A 20,211-nucleotide genomic window follows, 5' to 3' on the forward strand; every position below is an offset into this window, starting at 1 on the left:
CAATTCGCGGTACTAAGGCCAGAATGTATATTACAATTCACATAAAAGACTATAAAATACTGAAATTATCTAGTCCTTGCAACCGAAAAAAGCTAATAAACATTAGTTAGACAGCATCCAAACGGAATCTGCTGCAACATGTTAAAAAAAACACATTTTTTCTGCATTGAACGGGCTCATTACCTTTGCGCCATGCAAATTTTAGACGGACTACTCGTATCGAAAGCTACCAAGGATGAATTGCGCCTGAAAGTGGCCCAACTGGTTACGGAAGGAAAAAAAATCCCTCACCTGGCCGCAGTGCTGGTGGGTACCAACGGGGCCAGCGAAACCTATGTGGCAGCAAAAGTAAAAGCCTGCCAGGAAATCGGCTATAAATCAACCCTGATAAGGCTGGAAGATGATATCAGTGAAAACAAACTCCTTTCGATTATAGAGGACCTGAACCTGGACCCCGATATCGATGGCATCCTGGTACAGTTGCCGCTCCCTAAACATATTTCAGATGAAAAAGTGATCAATACCATCCTGCCCTCCAAGGACGTAGATGGCTTCCACCCGGTGAATGTTGGCCGTATGGTCCAGGGACTCGACACCTTTATACCTGCTACTCCTTACGGTATCATGCTCATGCTGGAACATTACAGGATCAATACCAAAGGCATGCAGGCCGTGGTGATCGGACGCAGCAATATTGTGGGCCGCCCCATGAGCATCCTGCTCAGCCAGTCGGGCAACCCCGGCAACTGTACTGTCACCATTACCCATTCCCATACTAAAAACCTGCCGGAGCTTTGCCGTAATGCCGATATTATAGTGGCTGCACTGGGTATCCCCGAATTTGTAAAGGGAGATATGGTAAAGGATGGCGCTATTGTAATTGATGTAGGCATTACCCGCGTGCCGGATGCCACCAAAAAATCGGGCTTTGCCCTCAAGGGTGATGTGGAATTTGCAACTGTAGCGCCAAAATGTTCATTTATCACCCCCGTCCCCGGCGGCGTTGGTCCTATGACCATTGCAGCCCTGATGAAGAACACATTTAAGGCCTGCGTCAACAATAACTGAGAGAATTTCTCATTAATCCTAAATCATCCATCCCATGTCTCCTCTTCCCGTAATGGAGTCCTTCTACACCCTCCAGGGTGAAGGCTTTCACCAGGGCCGGGCAGCCTATTTTATCAGGCTGGGCGGCTGTGATGTAGGCTGTGTCTGGTGTGACGTAAAAGACAGTTGGGACGCGTCCAGGCACCCATTGGTTTCCATTAAGGACATAGTTGCCGGCGCAAAATCCTACCCGGGCCGCCTGGCGGTGATTACCGGTGGAGAGCCATTATTGCACGACCTGAACGAACTCACTACAGCCCTTAAAGCCGAAGGATTTGAGACCAATATCGAAACCTCCGGCTCCAGCCCGCTGAGCGGCTCCTGGAACTGGATCTGCCTTTCCCCCAAAAAGTTTAAAGCCCCCCTGCCGGAAGTGGTGGAAGCCGCAGATGAACTGAAAGTGGTAATTTTCAACAAATCAGATTTCGACTGGGCGGAAAAATATGCCGCGCTGGTTAAGCCCTCCTGTAAATTGTACCTGCAGCCCGAATGGGACAAAAAAGAGCAGATGCTGCCACTGATCATCGATTACATAAAGGCAAATCCGGGGTGGGAACTAAGTTTACAGGTGCATAAGTATATAAATGTTCCGTGAGAATATAGCTGTGCCAAAGCAAATAATATGGCCTGATTTTCGTTCTTGCTAGACCTATTACTGTAGCCATGCTCATACGAATCCTGTATTTCCTTCTCCTGATTGCCATCCTGGAACCTGCTGCTGCTCAGCAATACAATCCGGGAAAGGTCAGTTCCAAAGCCACCAAACTTTACCAGCAGGCCATGCAGGCCGCGGAAAACGGTGATTTCAGGGAAGGTATCCGGCTCCTGCAGGAAGCTGTCAAAACCGATCCGGGTTTCGCTGACGCGTGGTTGTCTATTGCCGGAATGTTCGGCGAACTTAAGGACTATGAGCAATCTGTCCTGAATTACGAAAAGGCCCTGGCCATCGATTCGGCCTATTCACGCGATTATAACCTGCCCTACTCCATCAACCTGGCCGGCATGGGACGTTTTGAGGAAGCCCTTAAAGCCGTTAACCGGTTTATGACCATCAATGACCTGAATGAATCCAGCCAGCGGGCCTCCTCTTTCCGCCGCCGATGCTACCTCTTTGCCATTGAACAGGCCGCCAATCCTGATATCGCCAATTTCAGCTTCAGGCCTGTGAACCTCGGCGATAACGTAAACAGCACCGTTTCAGAATACTATCCCACCCTGACCATCGACAACAAACAACTGATTTTCACCCGTCGGGTAAACAACAGGAATGAAGACTTTTATGAAACCCGGCAGACTGATAGTGGCTGGAACAGGGCTGCGGGACTTACCGGTATGATCAATTCCAACCTCAATGAAGGCGCACAATCCATTTCACAGGATGGCGAATGGCTGATCTTCACCGGGTGTAATTTTCCGGAAGGGGCCGGCAGTTGCGACCTGTATATTTCCTTCCTTACCCCGGAAGGCTGGAGTGAACCTGAAAACCTTGGAAACAAAATCAACACCGAATTCTGGGAGTCCGCTCCCAGCCTGTCGCCTGATAAGCGGGACCTCTATTTTGCCAGCCGCCGTCCGGATGGTTATGGGGGCAGTGATATATGGGTAACCCACCGCCTTCCGAACGGCAAATGGAGTGACCCTGAAAACCTTGGCCCGGAAATCAATACCAGCGGAGATGAAAGCTGTCCCTTTATACATGCGGACAACCAGAGCCTGTATTTCACTTCCAACGGATTACAGGGTTATGGAGGGGATGACCTTTTCCTGGCGCGCAAAGGACCTAAGGGAAGCTTCAGCCTCCCGCGGAACCTGGGCTACCCCATCAACACCATCGAAAACGAAGGCAGCCTGGTAATTACGGCAGATGGTACAACTGCGTATTATGCCAGTGACCGTGGCGACAGTAAAGGCGGACTGGACCTCTATACTTTTACCATGCGGCCAGATGTGCGCCCCATCAAGACGCTCTGGGTAAAAGGGAAAGTGATGGATGAAAAAACCCGGCAGGGACTGCCCTCGGCTGTTGAACTAACGGATATCAGTACCCGACAGATTATCAGCAGGGTACAAACAGATGAAACAGGAAACTATCTCATAACGCTGCCGGTTGGTCGCGATTACGCTTTCAATGTAAACAGAAAGGGTTACCTCTTCTATTCTGAAAGTTTTCCCCTGAGTAAAAAAGACCCCGATTCCACCTATAACATTGACATCCCATTGCAGCCAATCACTGCAGATGCCACGGTGGTACTGAAAAACATTTTCTTTGAAACCGGCAGCACGGTACTGGGAAGCAACTCGGAAGTTGAACTCGACAGGCTCGTTGAATTGTTGAAGGAAAACCCTAAGCTTCGTATCCAGATCAACGGGCATACCGACAATATAGGACAGGCAGCAGACAATCTGAAGCTTTCCAACGGCCGCGCGCAGAGCGTGGTAAATTACCTCATCTCAAAAGGAATTGATACAAAACGGCTAACACACAGGGGATTTGGTGCCACAAGCCCGCTGGCCGACAATAAAACCGAAGAAGGCAGGTCAAGGAACCGCCGGACAGAGCTGAAGGTAATTGCCCAATAAACCGTTTTTTCACGCTGTTTTTTGTTGCCCGTGCCGGTTATTTTCATAGCAAAATAAACTATGAGCGAAGAAAGGGTTTACCAGCTGGCACTGACACAGGTACCTCATATCGGTTATGTACATGCGAAAATTCTGGTTGATACATTTAAATCGGCCGAAGCTGTTTTCAGGGCGCCGCTGCGCCAGTTGGAAGCGCTGCCGGGAATTGGTGAAGCCAGGGCCCGTTCCATCATGCATTTCAGGGATTTTGCCCCCAGCGAAAAAATGCTCCGGCAGGTGGAGTCCCAGGGCATCCAACTGGTTTTTCTTTCGGATGAGACCTACCCCCTCAGATTACTTCGATGCATTGACCCACCCACACTAATGTTTTATAAAGGCCTGGCCGACCTGAATGCAGACAGGATGATTGCAGTAATCGGCACCAGGATGCACACGGAATATGCAAGGCTGCAAACGGAAAAATTCATCCGCGACCTATCCGATCACCGGATCACGATTATCAGCGGCATGGCCTATGGCATTGACGGCCTGGCACACCGGTCTGCCCTGAAATATTCCCTGCCCACCATCGGTGTGCTGGCGCACGGACTTGATTCCATTTATCCGCCGGAACACAGCGGCCTGGCCCGTGAAATGATCAGGGCCAATGGTGGCCTGCTGACGGAATTCCCGGTCGGGGCAAAGGCCGACAGGCACCATTTCCCCGTGCGCAACCGGGTGGTTGCCGGACTTTGTGATGCGGTGGTGGTAATGGAAACCGGTACCAGGGGTGGCAGCATGATCACGGCCGAGCTGGCAGATGGCTACGGAACCTCGGTCTTTGCCCTGCCCGGAAGGGTGACAGACAGGCAAAGTGAAGGCTGCAACCAGTTACTCAGGCGGAAAAAAGCAAGTATCATCACCTGTGCGCAGGATTTCCTCGATGAGATGAACTGGCTTCCACGAAAAGCGGGGTCCGTAGCACCCCAACTGACCCTTCCCTACGAACTGAATGCAGCAGAAGCTGTTATTGTCCACCTGCTGGGCACTTATGAAACCCTTCCGATTGACCAGTTATATATCCTCAGCGGGCTCAATTCAGGCGCAGCCGCATCGGCCATTCTGGAACTGGAACTGAAAAACATTATCACCACCCTGCCGGGAAAAAGGTATCGGTTGGTATAGCAAAGGATTTCAGGTGTCTGCCACGGGTCAGGTGTCTGACACTTCTAAAGTGTCAGACACCTGACCCGTGGCAGACACCCGACAAAAATTTGGGAGGTTTTTACCTGCTACCCTATCTTTGCACATGGCAACAAGAAAGAGAACAACCCCCACAATCGATTTATCCCACAAATTTTTTGGAGAAGGGCTCACCTTCGATGATGTATTACTGGTTCCTGCCTATTCGCAGGTTTTACCCCGTGAAGTAAATATCCAGTCAAGGCTCACCAAAAGCATCAGCCTGAATATCCCGATGCTTTCCGCCGCAATGGATACCGTTACCGAAGCCAACCTGGCAATTGCGCTCGCGCGCGAAGGCGGCATCGGAATGCTTCACAAGAATATGACCATTGAAAGGCAGGCCGAACAGGTCCGGAAGGTTAAAAGAAGTGAAAGCGGCATGATCATCGATCCGGTTACCCTTACCCAGGATGCCACCATTGGTGATGCCCTCCGCCTGATGAAGGAAAACAAGATCGGCGGCATTCCCATTATTGACAAGAAAAACAAACTCGTTGGCATCCTTACCAACCGCGACCTGCGGTTTGAAACCACCAATAAATCACGCAGGGTCAGCGAGGTGATGACCAGCGAAAGGCTGATCACCGCACCGGAAGGAACCGATATGAAAAAAGCGGAGAAGATACTCCAGCAATATAAAATTGAAAAATTACCCGTGGTGAAAAAGGATGGCACCCTGGCCGGACTGATCACCTACCGGGACATACTGCAATTAACCAGTTTCCCCCATGCCAATAAGGATGGTTACGGCCGTTTGCTGGCAGGTGCTGCCATAGGCATCACAAAAGATATGCTCGACCGCGTAGCGGCACTCGTGCATGTGGGTGTCGATGTGGTTACCCTCGACAGCGCACACGGCCATACCAAAGGTGTTATGGATGCAGTTAAACTGGTTAAAAAGAACTTCAAAACCTTACAGGTTATCGCAGGAAACGTAGGTACGGCCGAAGGCGCCCGAGCACTTGCTGAAGCGGGTGCTGATTGCGTTAAAATAGGAATAGGGCCGGGATCCATTTGCACCACCCGTATCGTAGCCGGTGCCGGTGTGCCGCAGCTCACCGCCATCATGGAAGCCTACAGTGCCCTGAAACCAATGGGTGTGCCGCTGATTGCGGATGGGGGTATCCGTTATACAGGAGATATGGTTAAAGCCATCGCAGCCGGAGCTGACTGTGTAATGATGGGAAGTGTTTTTGCCGGAGTGGAAGAAAGTCCCGGTGACACCATCATCTACGAAGGACGTAAGTTCAAGGAATACCGCGGTATGGGGTCCATCGGCGCCATGGCACAGGGATCCAGCGACCGTTACTTCCAGGATGTGGAAGACGATATCAAGAAACTGGTGCCGGAAGGCATTGAAGGCCGGGTGGCCTACAAGGGTTTCCTGAAAGAAGTGGTAGCCCAGTTTGTTGGCGGATTAAGGGCCGGTATGGGATACTGCGGTGCCAAAGATGTGGAAACACTTAAAGCCAGTGCACGATTCACCAAGATCACCAATGCCGGCATGAAGGAAAGCCATGCCCACGACGTGGATATCACCAAGGAAGCCCCGAATTACAGCAGGAAATAACAGGAAGGTTATGATGGTTTATTGGCCGGAGGGTTATCTTTAACCATTCAACCAGTAAACCATCAGACCATCTTATAATTTTTTGCACTTTGAAGAAATTTCCGCCATTTATACTCGCCCTGGCAACAGGTTTATTACTGGCCGCATCATGGCCTCCGCTGCCCACTACCTTTCTTATTTTCGTCGCTTTTATTCCACTGTTTTATTTCCTGGAACAGGAACCAGGTAAATGGAAATTCCTGGGCTGGGCCTTCTTTTCGATGTTAACCTGGAATGCCACCACCACCTGGTGGATATGGAATTCAACCGGCCCCGGCTCCGTGGCAGCCATTATTACCAACAGCCTGTTTATGATCCTACCCTGGCTGGCATTGTACAACGTGCATAAAAGATTAGGCGGCAGGTTCAGTTACTGGGCTTTCCTAGCCTGCTGGATGACCTTCGAATACATTCACCTGAACTGGGAACTCAGCTGGCCCTGGCTCACCCTGGGTAATGCATTTGCCGATCATCCCGAATGGGTGCAATGGTACCAGTTCACCGGCACCAGCGGCGGATCTTTATGGGTACTGTTCATCAATGTAATCCTCTTCCAGCAAATCAATGCGGTATCCGGCAACCGTAAATTGCTGATCCGATCCATGACCTGGTTCATGCTGGCAGCAGTAGGAATTCCCATGGCCGTTTCACTGATGGTAAAAGCATTCAATATGCGGCTGGATGCGCGCGTCAACAATAAACCCAAAAAGAATATTGTTGTGGTCCAACCCAATATAGACCCATACCAGAAATTCGGCGAGGGCACACAGGATGTCCAGATCAACCAACTGATACGGTTAAGCGAAACCATGGTTGACAGCAACACTGCCCTGGTAGTATGGCCGGAAACTGCCATCAATCTTCCGGGCGGGATCGAAGAAGACAGCATCAGGAAGTATTCAGTATTCAAGCCGGTATGGGACTTCCTGCACAGGCATCCCCAACTGAAATTATTGAGCGGAATTGAAGGATACAGAATCTACAGGAATGGCGGTCAGTCAGAATACGCGAGACCCATTACCGGAACCGGTTTCTGGTACGACACGTATAACACTGCCGCGCTTCTTGATTCTTCGGGTATACTTTACCGTTATCATAAATCTAAACTTGTTCCCGGAGTCGAAGCCCTCCCCTCCTTCCTCCGTTTCCTGGGCAGTTGGTTTGAACAGTTCGGCGGCACAACCGGCGGTTATGCCAAACAGGAAGAAAGAACTGTTTTACCCGATGAACACAATGGACTCAGGATCGCTCCGGCCATTTGTTATGAAAGCATATACGGCGATTTCCTAACCGGCTTCCAGCGCAACGGGGCCAATATCATTGCTGTCATTACCAATGACGGTTGGTGGGGTAATACATCGGGACATAAACAGCATTTAGCCTATGCGAGGCTAAGGGCAATTGAAACAAGACGCTGGGTGGTGCGCAGTGCCAATACAGGTATCAGCGCATTCATAGACCCCTACGGAACGGTGCTGCAGGCCCAGCCCTGGGATACCGCTGCCGCTATCAAACAGGTCATCCAGCCCAACGCAGAACAGACTTTTTATGCCAGGTTCGGTGACTGGATCTCAAAGATCATGGTTGCCCTGGCCATTGTGCTGGTAGGCTATTCCACATATACCTATTTTACCGGCAGAAAAAAAGCAGTGTTATGATGCATTACCAAAAAACCGGAGAGGGATTACCCGTTGTATTGATCCATGGCTTCGGTGAAGACAGCAGGATCTGGGAAAAACAGGCCAGTGTGCTAGCTGCACAGTTCCAACTTATAATTCCCGACCTGCCGGGGACCGGACTTTCACCATTCCGGGAACCGGTAAGTATGGAATCCATGGCCGATGGCATTGCAGCAATACTGGATCATGAAAAGATTAACAAATCCGTGGTGATTGGCCATTCAATGGGCGGTTATATTACCCTGGCATTTGCGGAAAAATACCCTGAAAAACTACGCGGTTTCGGACTCCTGCACTCTACTGCTTTTGCAGACAGTGACACAAAAAAAGAGGCCAGGAGGAAAAGCATTGATTTTATCCGGCAGCATGGGTCCTTAAGTTTTCTGGAAACCGCCACAACCAACCTTTTTGCCGAAAAAAACCGCTCCCGGATGGCAGAAACCATTAAATCCATTGCCGGTTCCAATGCTTACATACTGCCCGAAACACTTATTGCGTTCTATGAAGCGATGATGGCAAGGCCTGACCGCACCAAAGTGTTGAAAAACGCAGAGGTGCCGGTTCTGTTTATTGCAGGAAAGGAAGACCTGGCAGTGCCTTTTTCCGACACCATGCAACAGGTGCATCTTCCTGAATTGTCATATATTTATATTCTCGGGCAATCCGGTCATATGGGAATGCTGGAGGAAACAGAAAAATGCAATGTGGCAATCAGCAGGTTTTTGAGTGATTTGTCATCGTAGCAGAATAATCACAACGCATGAAAACATTTGGATTCCTTCTGATAGCACTGATATGTTTTTCTTCCGGCGCATTTGCCGCGCATATCAGGGGGGGTGAACTTACCTATCGGTACCTGGGTGCCGGCTCCGCAGCAGGCACTTCAAATTATGAACTAACCCTCAAATTATATGTCGATTGCAGTGCAAGAGGAGAAGGACAATTGGAAAACACTGTGTCCTTTACCATTTTCGATAAAGCCACCGGTCAGGTTCACCGCATCCTTAGTGTTCCCTTTGTAACCGAGGAATGGATAAGGTATGATCCAAATTCAAATCCCTGTATCCTGAATCCTCCGACAGATGTATGTTACCGGTTACGATTTTACAGAACCACTATTGCACTTCCCGATATGCCCGATGGTTACACCGTAGCATTTCAGCGTTGTTGCCGTATTGATGACATCAAAAATGTAGCCGGAAGCAGCGGAGATATCGGCGCCACTTATTCCTGTGAAATTCCAGGCAATAGAACACTGGCAACAGCCCCCGCTAATTCAAGTCCTAATTTCAATCCGAATGATGCCATCGCGATCTGCGTAGGCACCCAGTTTACATTTGATTTTTCTGCGGTGGACCAGGACAAGGACTCTCTTGTTTATAATCTTTGTAATGCATACGTAGGTGGTGGAAGGGAACCGGGAAACTGTATTACCTGTACCTCTCCGGCACCGGCTTCCAACCCGCCTTTTCAACAGGTATCCTACAGAAACGGCTTTGGAGGCACAACCCCGCTGGGTAACAAAGTAAGCATCAACCCCACCACAGGAGTAATTTCGGGCATTGCCCCTTCTACCGTAGGTCAGTATGTGGTAACGGTTTGCGTCCGCGAATATCGGAATGGCGTTTTTATCAATACCCACCGGAAGGATATTCACATTGCGGTATCCAATTGCCAGCCACTGAAGGCATTATTGTCCCCGGATTACAGCTTTTGTGATGACTTTAATGTAACCTTCCAGAATGGCCAGGTTAACCCGGCAGGTTCCACATATATCTGGAATTTCGGGGATGGCAGCAAAAATGACACTGTCAATACCGCCCTTGGAGTGGTACAACACCAATATGCCGATACAGGTACTTTTACCGTGAAACTCAAGGTGTTGCTGGCAGGTGGACAATGCCAGGACTCCACCACAACCCTGGCAAAAGTATACCCTGGTTTTTTCCCTGGATTTGTGGCACAGGGATCCTGCCTGTTAACACCATTCAGTTTCAGGGATACTTCAAGGGCACGGTATGGAACAATCTCCAAATGGGCCTGGAATTTCGGGGATGAAACTACTGATGTGGATGTTTCAACCATACGCAATCCATCCTACAAATACAATTCGCTCGGGTTTAAAACGGTAACCCTTAATGTGGAAAGCAGCAAAGGATGTTTTGGCACGGTTACCACACAAATCGAAGTGCGCGATAAACCCACCCTTGAGCTGCCATTCCGCGACACACTGATCTGCAGTGTCGATACCCTTGCTTTAAGGGCAAATGCACCAGGAACACTGAATCCCCAATTTACCTGGACTCCTGTGCAGAATATTCTGAATTCGAATTCCCCTAACCCACTTGTATACCCGAAAACAACGACCAGGTATACCGTGCAGCTTACGGATAATGGTTGCACCGCCTCTGACTCAATACTGGTAAGGGTTGTAGACCAGGTAACACTTTCAGGCATGCCAGACACCACCATTTGCCTGACCGATCCGGTTCAACTGTTTGCCTCCGGTGACGGCCTTCGGTACGAATGGTCACCGGCAGCCGGCCTCGATGACCCTTTCAGTCGCACACCGGTGGCAACACCTTCGGGAAATACCGTGTACACTGTTACGGCCGCAATCGGTGGCTGTTCTGCAACCGTACAAACAAGCATCACAGCCATCCCATACCCGCAGGCAAACGCCGGGGAGGATATCTTCATATGCAACAATGATTCCACCAGGCTAAATGCAACGATCAATGGATCAGCATTTTCATGGACGCCATCTGTTACTTTATCCGATCCGCAATCCCTGACCCCCATAGCTTTCCCGAAAGTATCAACAGCCTATATCCTGACAGTTACCGACAACCTGGGCTGCCCCAAACCGGGAAGGGATACGGTTTTTATCGGAGTGAGGCCGATCATCAGGGCATTTGCCGGAAATGACACTGCCATTGTGGTAGGGCAACCCCTGCAATTAAATGCTACCGGTGCGGACATCTATTTATGGGAGCCTTCCATTGGCCTGAATTTTACCAATATAGCCAACCCTGTTGCCCAACTCAGCCAGAACCAGACCTACACAGTAAGGGTATCCACGCCGGAAGATTGTTTTGCCTATGACACCATCAATATCACGGTATTCAGGACCAATCCGGATATTTTTGTTCCGAATGCCTTCACCCCTGGCAAGAATACCAATTCAGTGTTTCGTCCAAGACCTGTGGGCATCTCACAGTTTGACTATTTCAGGGTCTACAATCGATGGGGACAAATGGTGTTCAGCTCATCAGAAGCCGGCCGGGGCTGGGATGGCCGCATTGCCGGTAAAGAGCAGGGCACAGGAACCTATGTATGGATGGTTCAGGGCAGGGATTTTACCGGCAAAACGATTTTCAAAAAAGGAACAGTCGTGCTGATCAGGTAAGACAGGAAAACAAATGACCATCTGCAAAAAACAAATCTCAAACAACTAACTAAATATGTCTATTGCTTTAATAACCGGTGCAACTGCAGGATTCGGAAAAGCAAGTGCTGAAAAATTCGCTTCCAATGGCTTGAACCTGATACTAACCGGAAGGAGAAAAGAACGCCTTGAAGAACTTAAAGTCCAGCTTGAAAAACAATATGGCATCAGCTGCCTGCCACTCTGTTTTGATGTAAGAGACAAGAGTGCGGTTAATGATGCAATCGGTAATATCCCCGCTGAATGGCAGGGCATTGACATTTTGGTCAACAACGCCGGACTGGCATTGGGCCGCGACTATTTCGACGAGGCCGATATGGACGATTGGGATATAATGATTGACACCAACCTGAAAGGCCTGTTATATGTTACAAGGGCGGCCCTTCCTTTTATGATCAAAAAGGGCGGCGGGCATATAATTAATCTCGGTTCCATTGCTGGAAAGGAAGTTTATGAAAAGGGAAATGTTTACTGTGCCTCCAAACATGCCGTTGACGCGATCTCAAAATCAATGAGGATCGATTTGTTAAGGCATGGGATTAAAGTTACGGCCATCCATCCCGGGGCAGCAGAAACGGAGTTTTCCCTTGTCCGCTTTAAAGGCGACCCAGATAAAGCAGGCGCTGTCTATGAAGGCTATGAACCCCTTTCCGCAGCAGACATCGCAGATACGATCTGGTATTGTGCCAGCCTGCCCAAACATGTTTGCATCAATGACCTGGTCATCACCTGCACAGCCCAGGCCAATTCTTTTTTAACATTCAGGAAATAAGCCGGTAGCTGTGGAGGGACGATTATGAAGCAGAAGATTCTGTATGCACTATTTCTCACTTTTTCCGCCCAGTGGCCTGCACTGGTGCTGTCCGCGCAGGAAACCATCGGGCAGGAATCCTGTGACATATCCGGCTACAAAAAACAAATAGACAGTCTTAGTGCCTATTATCTATCAAATGGATTTAAGCTCATCAGGCAAACTTCCATGAAAATGGAGAGCCAGTATGAAATGTCCATCATCCTGCCGCTGAACAAGGGTGAATGGTACAGTGTTGTTTACATAGGCGATCCCGGCGCAAGGCTTTATGAAGTCCGCATGTATGATTTCACTGAAAAAATGGTCATTTACAAAAAAAACCTCTGGGGCGATACGGATGGCAATATCATCAACTTCACCTATGAACCCATTGCCTCTGAATACCACCATTTAAAACTCGTTCAGGTCCACAAAAAAAAGAAGACCCTCTGCGGATATGTGATGTTGTTTAAGCGGGTGAGAAATAATGACTGACTATTACTGCGCCAGCGATATCCTTATCTGCAGGCCCGCCCTGGTAGTTGTGATCGGCGCAGAAGTTGACACTTTCGGAATGGTTCGGCGCTGGTCAAAGAAAAGCCGGATATTGATCCTGTTGTTCAACACATAATCCAGAGATGGTGAAATGGTAATCACTTTTTGTCCGGCTGTCGGCAGGGCCGCTTCCTGGTCGAGCCTGCTGTTGGCAGTGGCATCATCGCGGAAGCCCAGATCCAGGCGCATGTTCAGGTCGTTAGACAATTCCTTGCTGGACTCTTTCATACCCGGCAACTTAATCTTGAATGGAAGATTGAGTCCCCGCTTCCGCCAGCCAACCCCAATAGTGTATTCCTCAGAACGGGATTCGCTCAACTGAAAATCGATGAGGCTCAGGCTAAGCTGACGGCTTTTCTTGTATTCAAACCGGGCCGTCAGCTGGTTGGTAAACTGCATGTCTATATCAATAAAGGGGGCAAATGCCTCTGAAATGGAAATATTCGGCACCAGGAAATAAGGATAGAAATTACCGGTAGCCGTATCAATAAAGCCCGGTGCATTGTAACTGAACGGATCCTGGAACAACAGGTTGTTGTTGAAACTGTTCATGCTCAGGTTACTGGTATAAGCATGTGTGATAGTGAAACTGGTAAATGTTTTTTCCAGTGCGGGTATACGGGTTAACCCGGTATACGTCAGCCGCCAATTGGGCTTGGGCATGATCTTACGGAAAGGATTGGATTTAATATCCCCGTTTTCCTGCTCAATCAACGATACACTCCCCGGATCCTTGTTGGTATAGGCGGCAATAAAGGATGGTATCAATACATCCTGCGCATACCGGCTGTATCCGGTATAATATCCGTCCGATAATTTTTGCTGTGTCGGATCCAGCTGCTGCCAGTAAGGATTCTTCAATGCATTGCGTTCAGACAAAATGATCCGGTTTTCCTGGAATCGCTTAAAGGTTGCAGTTACCTCATTGGGCCTGAATTTGTCAAACAGGGTCTGGAAGGATATGTAACTGACATTGAAGCTGCCTGCCACATAGGGACTAAGTCTCGCAAAACTTCCATTGCCCACTGTGTCCTTATAGAGTTCAGAATAATTTTTACCGAATGTCTTATCCAGGTTGAGGTCTATCACCAGGTCGCGCAGAGGGATCAATTGCGCGGTTATACTTAACCGTTGATTGAAGTCCTGGCGGTTGAGGTTGTTCAGCAGGGGGTTATTGGTAATGCGTCCCTTGCGGGCGAAGTCATTGATAAAGGCGGTATCCGGCTGTTGACCGAAAACAAATCCCCAGCCCGGAGCAGTTGCCTTGCTGTTCATGCCCAGGAAACGGGTACTGTCGGTATAACCTGCCAGTGAAGTTGAACCGGTTTCACTGTATTGCACACTCACCCTCTTTACGGAAGTCAGTATCCTGCCGATCACCTTGACTGCAAGCCCCAACTCAGGCAATTCATTGGGATCCCTTTTCACCCTTTGTTTTTTCTTACCTGCGGCAAGTGAATCCGCACCTGTTTTGGGTTGTTCCGTTTTAGGTGCAGGTTGCGGTGCATCCCAGTCAAGTGCCCGGAGGAATCTCGACTTGGCATACAAACGCATAAAGTCTAGTTCACCTGTTATATTCTTTTCCTGGGCATTGCTGATGAAATTACCCAGGCTCTTTGCAAAAGCATCCTGTGATGCAGTGAGCCAGTTATATCGGGCAACATACCCAAGCCTCACTGTTGTCCAGTCTATCAACGGCAACTTCGATGTCGGCAGGGTGTAGGTAATGCTGGCGGACTGGTCATAAGTGGTATTCCTGCCCCCCTTCCAGAACAATTGCCACATCCTTCTTCTTTCAGCACGATCAAGCCTTCCGGAGTCTTCGTCTACCCTTGCCCGGTTGGTTGCAGAAAAATCAATATTCAAAGACCTGGTGAGGTCCCACCTGAGGTTATAATAACGATCAAACGTAAAGTACTTATCATAGGTCTCAGGGATCACACCTTTGGGACCACCCACATTTCTCGGCCTGATGGCACCGAACTGGCGGTTCACATCCGCGCGGAAACTAAGTAATGAAGGCGTATAGTTAAGGTTGAAATCCTTCACCAGGTCATACCATTTTGAAGGGCCCCTGAATGATTTTTTAAATGGCTCCCAGTACTTTGGTGTAGTGGTGAAATTATATCCGAGTCCTCCCCTGTGCCTTGTCATCTCTTCAGATTCAATAAGGGGGCTATACCTTTCCATTTTGGTATAGGAATAACTGACGTCAAAATTCTCGATGCTGTAAATCTTCTGCTTCCTGCCACTGGTATTCACTTTCCGCACATTCGTAAAGTTTACCGTTTTGGTGGTGGTAACATCCACAGATTCTTTCCGGATAGAGTCGCGAGCTGCACCAGAAGCTGCGTCCAGCTTGTCTTTCAGTTTAACATCAAGATCATATGGATCGTATTGAGGCGTAAGGATTGTCTGGGAATAACCTGCATAAACGGGAATTGACATGCCTGCTTTTGCCGGAAGTAATTTGCCCATTTCCAGGTTTGCAGCAGCATCAATCTGGGTAAAATTCTCGCGGCTTCTTTCATTCACCCTTTGTTCCAGGTTGCCAAAACCAATACTCCTGGTTGCACCTGATAGAGATACTGTACCCAAGTCGGCAAGTTTGATATCAACCCGGCCGGTGGCAGCCCATCCTCCATCCTCATTCAGGGATGACAACCTCAATTCATTGAACCATACTTCAGTACAGGCAGGTGCTCCGCTATTGTTCACTATGCCAAGGAACATTCCCCGGACTTCCCCCAGGTTAGGATTTCCGAAAATCGCATAACTCTTACCGTCATCATCCGTTTCTGAATAATACAGGTTTGGCTGGGATGCATTGTTGCGGCGGATCTTCAGGTCGATCAGCCTTTGCATGGACAATTGCAGTTCATTTTCCAGCGGCCATACCACATCTGCGGTGGCATCGGAATAAGTTCCGAATGGCGTCACTTTCAGCGGTATCCTGATTTCATAATAGTTGCCCACAAAGTCATTTCCGATACGGATAATGGCTGAGAGATCTTTATCCTGAATGGCCGGTGATCCCTGCACACTTTCCGCATGCACAAACATTTTCAACTCGCCATACTGACGAAGGTCCATGTTCATGGTCTTGAAAACTCCGCGGCCATCACCACTGCTTAAATTACACACCTGCATACTCATGGACTGCTCATTCTGCAGAATATTGATATTATTATTGCTCAACTGCTGAACCCTCAGGATGCCAGGCGGAATCACATAGTTTACAGGTCGCCTGTTACTGTTCTCTTCCACATTGACTGCAAGCACATTAAAATTGGTAGGGTTATTAGCCGGAAGCGGCTTATAGGTGCCGGTGGTATCAAGTTCAAACGAGAAACGGCGCCACTGGTTCCGAACCAGTTCCAGTTTGGCAAAACGGGTAATGACAGAGTCCTCAAATCCTGTCAGGAACATCCTGATAAAACGAATCGATTTAAAGTCGGGAATGTTGCCAACCTTCTGCTCATATTCGGCAATAGGAATCCTGAAAAGATACCATTTCTGTTCAACCCCTTCAGTTGAGAATACCCGTGAGTCGGTAATATGGTTCTGACCAACTACCATATCCTGGGGCCGCAGGTTAACCCTGTACTGGAAATATTCTTCCAGTTCATTCAGGGTATTGTCGCGGTTCAGGTCTTCCTGGTCAGGATACAGGGTGAATGCGGTCGTTATGGTCGAGTTGTTGTCCGCGATCGGCGAGTTACCGTGTGGGTTATTGATAGCCTTATAACGAGCAAGGATATCCGATTTTGAATTATCGTATGACTGGTCGCGGTAGTTGCGGAAATTATCATTGGACGGATCCGCCAGGGCCTGCTGGTAGGCAGGGGAACCGGTTCCGAAATTAGCTGCCAGCTGGTTGAGGTAGGAGTTGAATTTTCTTCTTTCAGCGTCATCGTCCAGGCCGTCGAATCCAACGTCCTGGAATGGTCGGTCGGCCGGGTCATTGCTGAATGCGGTGGTCACCTGGATCGGGTTATTCGGCACCCTGCCCCATCTGGTGGCAGAATCAACTGCGGCCTGGATGGTGGGGGTAGGCAGGCCGTTCTCGAATTGCCTGCGACCATCCCGCAGCACATCTTCCGAAACGTTACCCAGGTTGAAATAAAGCTGTCCGCCTGTGCTGTTCGGCTGCATCAGGAAAGGGTCCTGCATCCAGAACTCGATGAATTCCACATTGCCGGTTTCAAAATCAACCTGGTCAAGCCCGCGCATGATGCCACCCCAGCGTTGTGACGGGTTCAGCAACTTGCCGTTTGAGTTCACACTTCCTGGTCGCGCATCAAAATTATAAGGGCCCCTTTCCGTCGGGTAATAGGCAAGGTCAAAAGTGACCAGCTGGGCCAATCCGAAATCAGGAGTTTTTGCGGGGAAAAGTTGTTGCTGTAACACCGCACGGATCCGGGGATCAGTAAAATTCTGGTAACCGGCGACGGGGTTATTGGGCGCCCTTTTATCCTGCAGGTTAGGTTCAATATTATACCAGGCGATCTTCGCCCGGTTATATCCGTAAGGCAGTGAATCATTCAATCCGCCTTCCGGAAACAAACCATTTCCCTGCGGCGTGGAAGACAGCGACCAGTTGATCAGCGGGAATCGCAGGTCAATGCTGTTGCGGGTTCCTTCAAAATCATCCACGTAAATCAATCCGCTTTCGCCCTTCCCTATTTGTGGTGCGTGCCCGGGTTTCAATAAGGCACCTTCGCCATAGGCTGTGATGGTACTCATTTCCGAAGTACTGTAAAACGGGATTTTATCCAGCCATCTTGTCAACCGGGGTGTTTCCGCCCGGTAACTGAAATCAAGCCCGTACATCGTATTGCGGATCGGGTCTTCACTGTAATTCATTTTGGTGAAATAGGGTCTTTCTCCCAACTTAACGATCTGGCCACCGAAAGTGAAGGATTCTTTCGCGGTGTTCTTTGCCATATAATCCCACCGCAAACCCATATAATTCCTTTGCTGGATTCCAAATGTGGCATTATTCTCATAGCCCACCTGAACCGGTATGCCCGAGTTCAGAATTGCCTGGTTGATGATCTTCACCGAACCCAGGTTATAATCCACAATAAAATCAATCCCTTCTACCAGCGCGCGGCCACCGGCGGAAACCGTTACCGAACCCTGCGGAACGTTGAATGCCCCCAGCGGGATATCGGAGGTCGCCTGTCCCTTGGCAGTACCACTGATGATGTATCGGTCGAGGTTGGCATAGGTTTTCGCAATTTCCTTAATGGTATCATACAGTGGCTGGAACACATATTTGTCACGGATATCCTGCGATACCCCCTGGAAGGCAATGCTGTCCAGGTCGCGGCCGAAAGGTTCCAGTAAGGGGAAGATCACCCTGGCCTGGTTGGAGATCATGGTATACCCTTCAATAAAGTCAAAGACCCCGTCGGGCTGCGGGTCGCGGTTATTGTTAAGCCTGTCGAGGCTAAGTACCGAAATGAGCGGCAACCCGCTTTTCGGTCCCTCAGGGAGGTAACGTTTGGCACCCAGGCTGGGCTCCTCATACAGTACATTCAGTTTAAAATCGGTTGGGGTAATACTAGATATATATCCGCCATCACGGGTACGAAGCGCGTACACGTTTTTCATCATCAGGTCAAAAATCGGAAGTGTGGTCCTTTGGGAAGTTGCCTTCAGCAATTTAAGGAACAGCACTTTGGGGTTTCCGGCAATAATAGCGGTGGTGTCGGGCGGAACATCCTGGGAGAATTCACCCACCTGCAAAACCTTTCCGTTATAAGTGTACTGGAAGGCCACACCCAAAACCTCATCGGCCTGCAGGGGCTGGTTGAGGGAAATAAATCCCACCTGGGGGTTATAATAATAATCATTGGGGCCTAATTTGCGGGCGAAGGTTTTTTCAAAATCCTGCACCGGCCTTAATCCCAGGCTCCCAAGTTTGGAAGTAACCTGGGCCGACAGGCGACTGTTGGGATCACTGGTCAGTGTCTGGTAAAGGCCATTGATCGTATTGGCGGGCAGGGAATCAGGTCCCGGGGTGGCAGGGTAATTATAAGGATTCTTTTCGCCAAGGTCGGCCAGGGCAACCACATCACGCGTTTCGGTGGTGGCGCCGGAGCGGTTGGTGACCCAGACCTCAATGCGAAGGATATTAACCAGCGAATTCACTGCAGGCAGGCTTCCCATGGCTTTGTTATAGTTCTTGCGGAAGAACTGCGACAACAGGAAGTGACGGTTCTCCTCATAATCATTAGCCTTGAATTCAAACTGGGTAGTGGCAGCTCCGCCGATCAGCCCCATGGACTGCCGTTGTGCCCGCTGGTTAGCCATTACACCGGTAATGAACAATTTTCCGAATTGTAACTGGGTCTTGATACCGAACAGCGACTGGGCACCGGGGATCAGTGACCCCTTGGTGGAAAAAGACACGTTACCCGCCTCAATCCGTTTGATGATCTCATCAGAAGTGCCGGTATAATCAAGCTTAAGCTGGTTCTCAAAATCAAAATTCGCCTGGGTATTGTAGGTAATCGGGAGCTTCATCTTGCTTCCGATATTTCCCAGAATGCTCAGGTTGGCATTCATATCAAAATCAAATCCGCCGTTCCTTCGGGCTCTTTCCGGAAGTGTTGGGTTCTTGATATTCTGACCCTGGTACCCTGCAATGATATCTACATTCCCCTGTGGCCGGATATCCACTTTACCCGTTCCGAATATGCGGTTGAAAAAACTTTCAGATAACTGGAGTTTGGGCCGGATGTTTTTCCGGTTCAGTTCGCTCAGTACATCTGCCCTTTTACGAAAATACTCCACTTCCTGCTGCCTGGCCTTAAAGCGGAGGTACTCTTCAAAAGTCATGTAGGTGGGTGTGCGGTAATACTGATCACCTATTTTCTCTACGATAAAATATTGCCTGGTCTCCGGATCATATTCCACTGTCTGCCGGATATTGGAAGGATCTTTCAGGTCGAAGGGATTGCGAACGGGCTGGCTGATGGCATCCCCCCTGCGGTCTTTAAGAGGAAAGCGCATGGTATCCGGCGCGACCGGGCTTGAAGTATCGGCAATAGCCAGCCTCAGGGCTTCGGTAGCCCGGCGACTGGTATCGGTGACGGCCCTGCGTGAGGTATCCTGCTGAAAGCCATTGGCGGCAAGCGGAACTATGCCGGCAAATAAAACAGACAGAATAAAATATGCCAACCGAAAATGCAGATTCAAATAATTGCCC

At 49.3% G+C, this 20,211-nt stretch carries 11 protein-coding genes; 10 read left to right on the plus strand and 1 reads right to left on the minus strand.

Annotation, left to right across the window (positions count from 1 at the left end; all coding sequences use genetic code 11):
- Positions 1–192 precede the first annotated feature (192 nt).
- The 10 genes from BC349_RS16225 to BC349_RS16270 all read left to right on the plus strand — a co-directional run bounded on the left by BC349_RS16225 (position 193) and on the right by BC349_RS16270 (position 12,932).
- A complete protein-coding gene (locus BC349_RS16225) occupies positions 193–1,068 on the plus strand; it encodes a bifunctional 5,10-methylenetetrahydrofolate dehydrogenase/5,10-methenyltetrahydrofolate cyclohydrolase (protein ID WP_187257837.1) in 876 nt (291 codons plus the stop codon).
- Between the two features lie 34 nt (positions 1,069–1,102).
- Positions 1,103–1,702: a 7-carboxy-7-deazaguanine synthase QueE gene (locus BC349_RS16230; RefSeq protein ID WP_246457007.1), complete on the plus strand. Its 600-nt coding sequence runs from the start codon at positions 1,103–1,105 to the stop codon at positions 1,700–1,702.
- Positions 1,703–1,770: 68 nt separating this feature from the next.
- Positions 1,771–3,687: an OmpA family protein gene (locus BC349_RS16235; RefSeq protein ID WP_187257838.1), complete on the plus strand. Its 1,917-nt coding sequence runs from the start codon at positions 1,771–1,773 to the stop codon at positions 3,685–3,687.
- Between the two features lie 60 nt (positions 3,688–3,747).
- On the plus strand, positions 3,748–4,851 hold the full coding sequence (gene dprA, locus BC349_RS16240; RefSeq protein ID WP_187257839.1) for a DNA-processing protein DprA: 1,104 nt from the start codon (positions 3,748–3,750) through the stop codon (positions 4,849–4,851).
- 124 nt (positions 4,852–4,975) lie between these two features.
- Positions 4,976–6,481 (plus strand): IMP dehydrogenase, encoded by a 1,506-nt coding sequence (gene guaB / locus BC349_RS16245; protein WP_187257840.1) that lies wholly within the window; start codon positions 4,976–4,978, stop codon positions 6,479–6,481.
- A gap of 89 nt (positions 6,482–6,570) precedes the next feature.
- Entirely contained in the window at positions 6,571–8,178 is a 1,608-nt protein-coding gene (gene lnt, locus BC349_RS16250) for an apolipoprotein N-acyltransferase (RefSeq protein WP_187257841.1), read from the plus strand.
- Positions 8,175–8,942 (plus strand): alpha/beta fold hydrolase, encoded by a 768-nt coding sequence (locus tag BC349_RS16255; protein WP_187257842.1) that lies wholly within the window; start codon positions 8,175–8,177, stop codon positions 8,940–8,942. Before lnt ends, BC349_RS16255 begins: the two co-directional genes overlap by 4 nt.
- Positions 8,943–8,959: 17 nt before the next feature.
- Positions 8,960–11,608 (plus strand): PKD domain-containing protein, encoded by a 2,649-nt coding sequence (locus BC349_RS16260; RefSeq protein ID WP_187257843.1) that lies wholly within the window; start codon positions 8,960–8,962, stop codon positions 11,606–11,608.
- 55 nt (positions 11,609–11,663) lie between these two features.
- The gene (locus BC349_RS16265; protein WP_187257844.1) at positions 11,664–12,419 is read left to right on the plus strand and encodes an SDR family NAD(P)-dependent oxidoreductase; all 756 of its coding nucleotides are present in this window, start codon (positions 11,664–11,666) and stop codon (positions 12,417–12,419) included.
- A gap of 24 nt (positions 12,420–12,443) precedes the next feature.
- Positions 12,444–12,932, plus strand: a complete 489-nt coding sequence (locus tag BC349_RS16270) for a hypothetical protein (protein WP_187257845.1) — start codon at positions 12,444–12,446, stop codon at positions 12,930–12,932.
- Positions 12,933–12,935: 3 nt separating this feature from the next.
- Here BC349_RS16270 and sov read toward each other — a convergent pair whose 3' ends face one another.
- Positions 12,936–20,183, minus strand: coding sequence for a T9SS outer membrane translocon Sov/SprA (sov, locus tag BC349_RS16275; RefSeq protein ID WP_246457008.1), 7,248 nt, complete (start codon positions 20,181–20,183; stop codon positions 12,936–12,938).
- Between the last annotated feature and the right edge of the window lie 28 nt (positions 20,184–20,211).

It is taken from the genome of Flavihumibacter stibioxidans (genome assembly GCF_014332695.1).
Classification (GTDB): Bacteria; Bacteroidota; Bacteroidia; order Chitinophagales; family Chitinophagaceae; genus Flavihumibacter; species Flavihumibacter stibioxidans.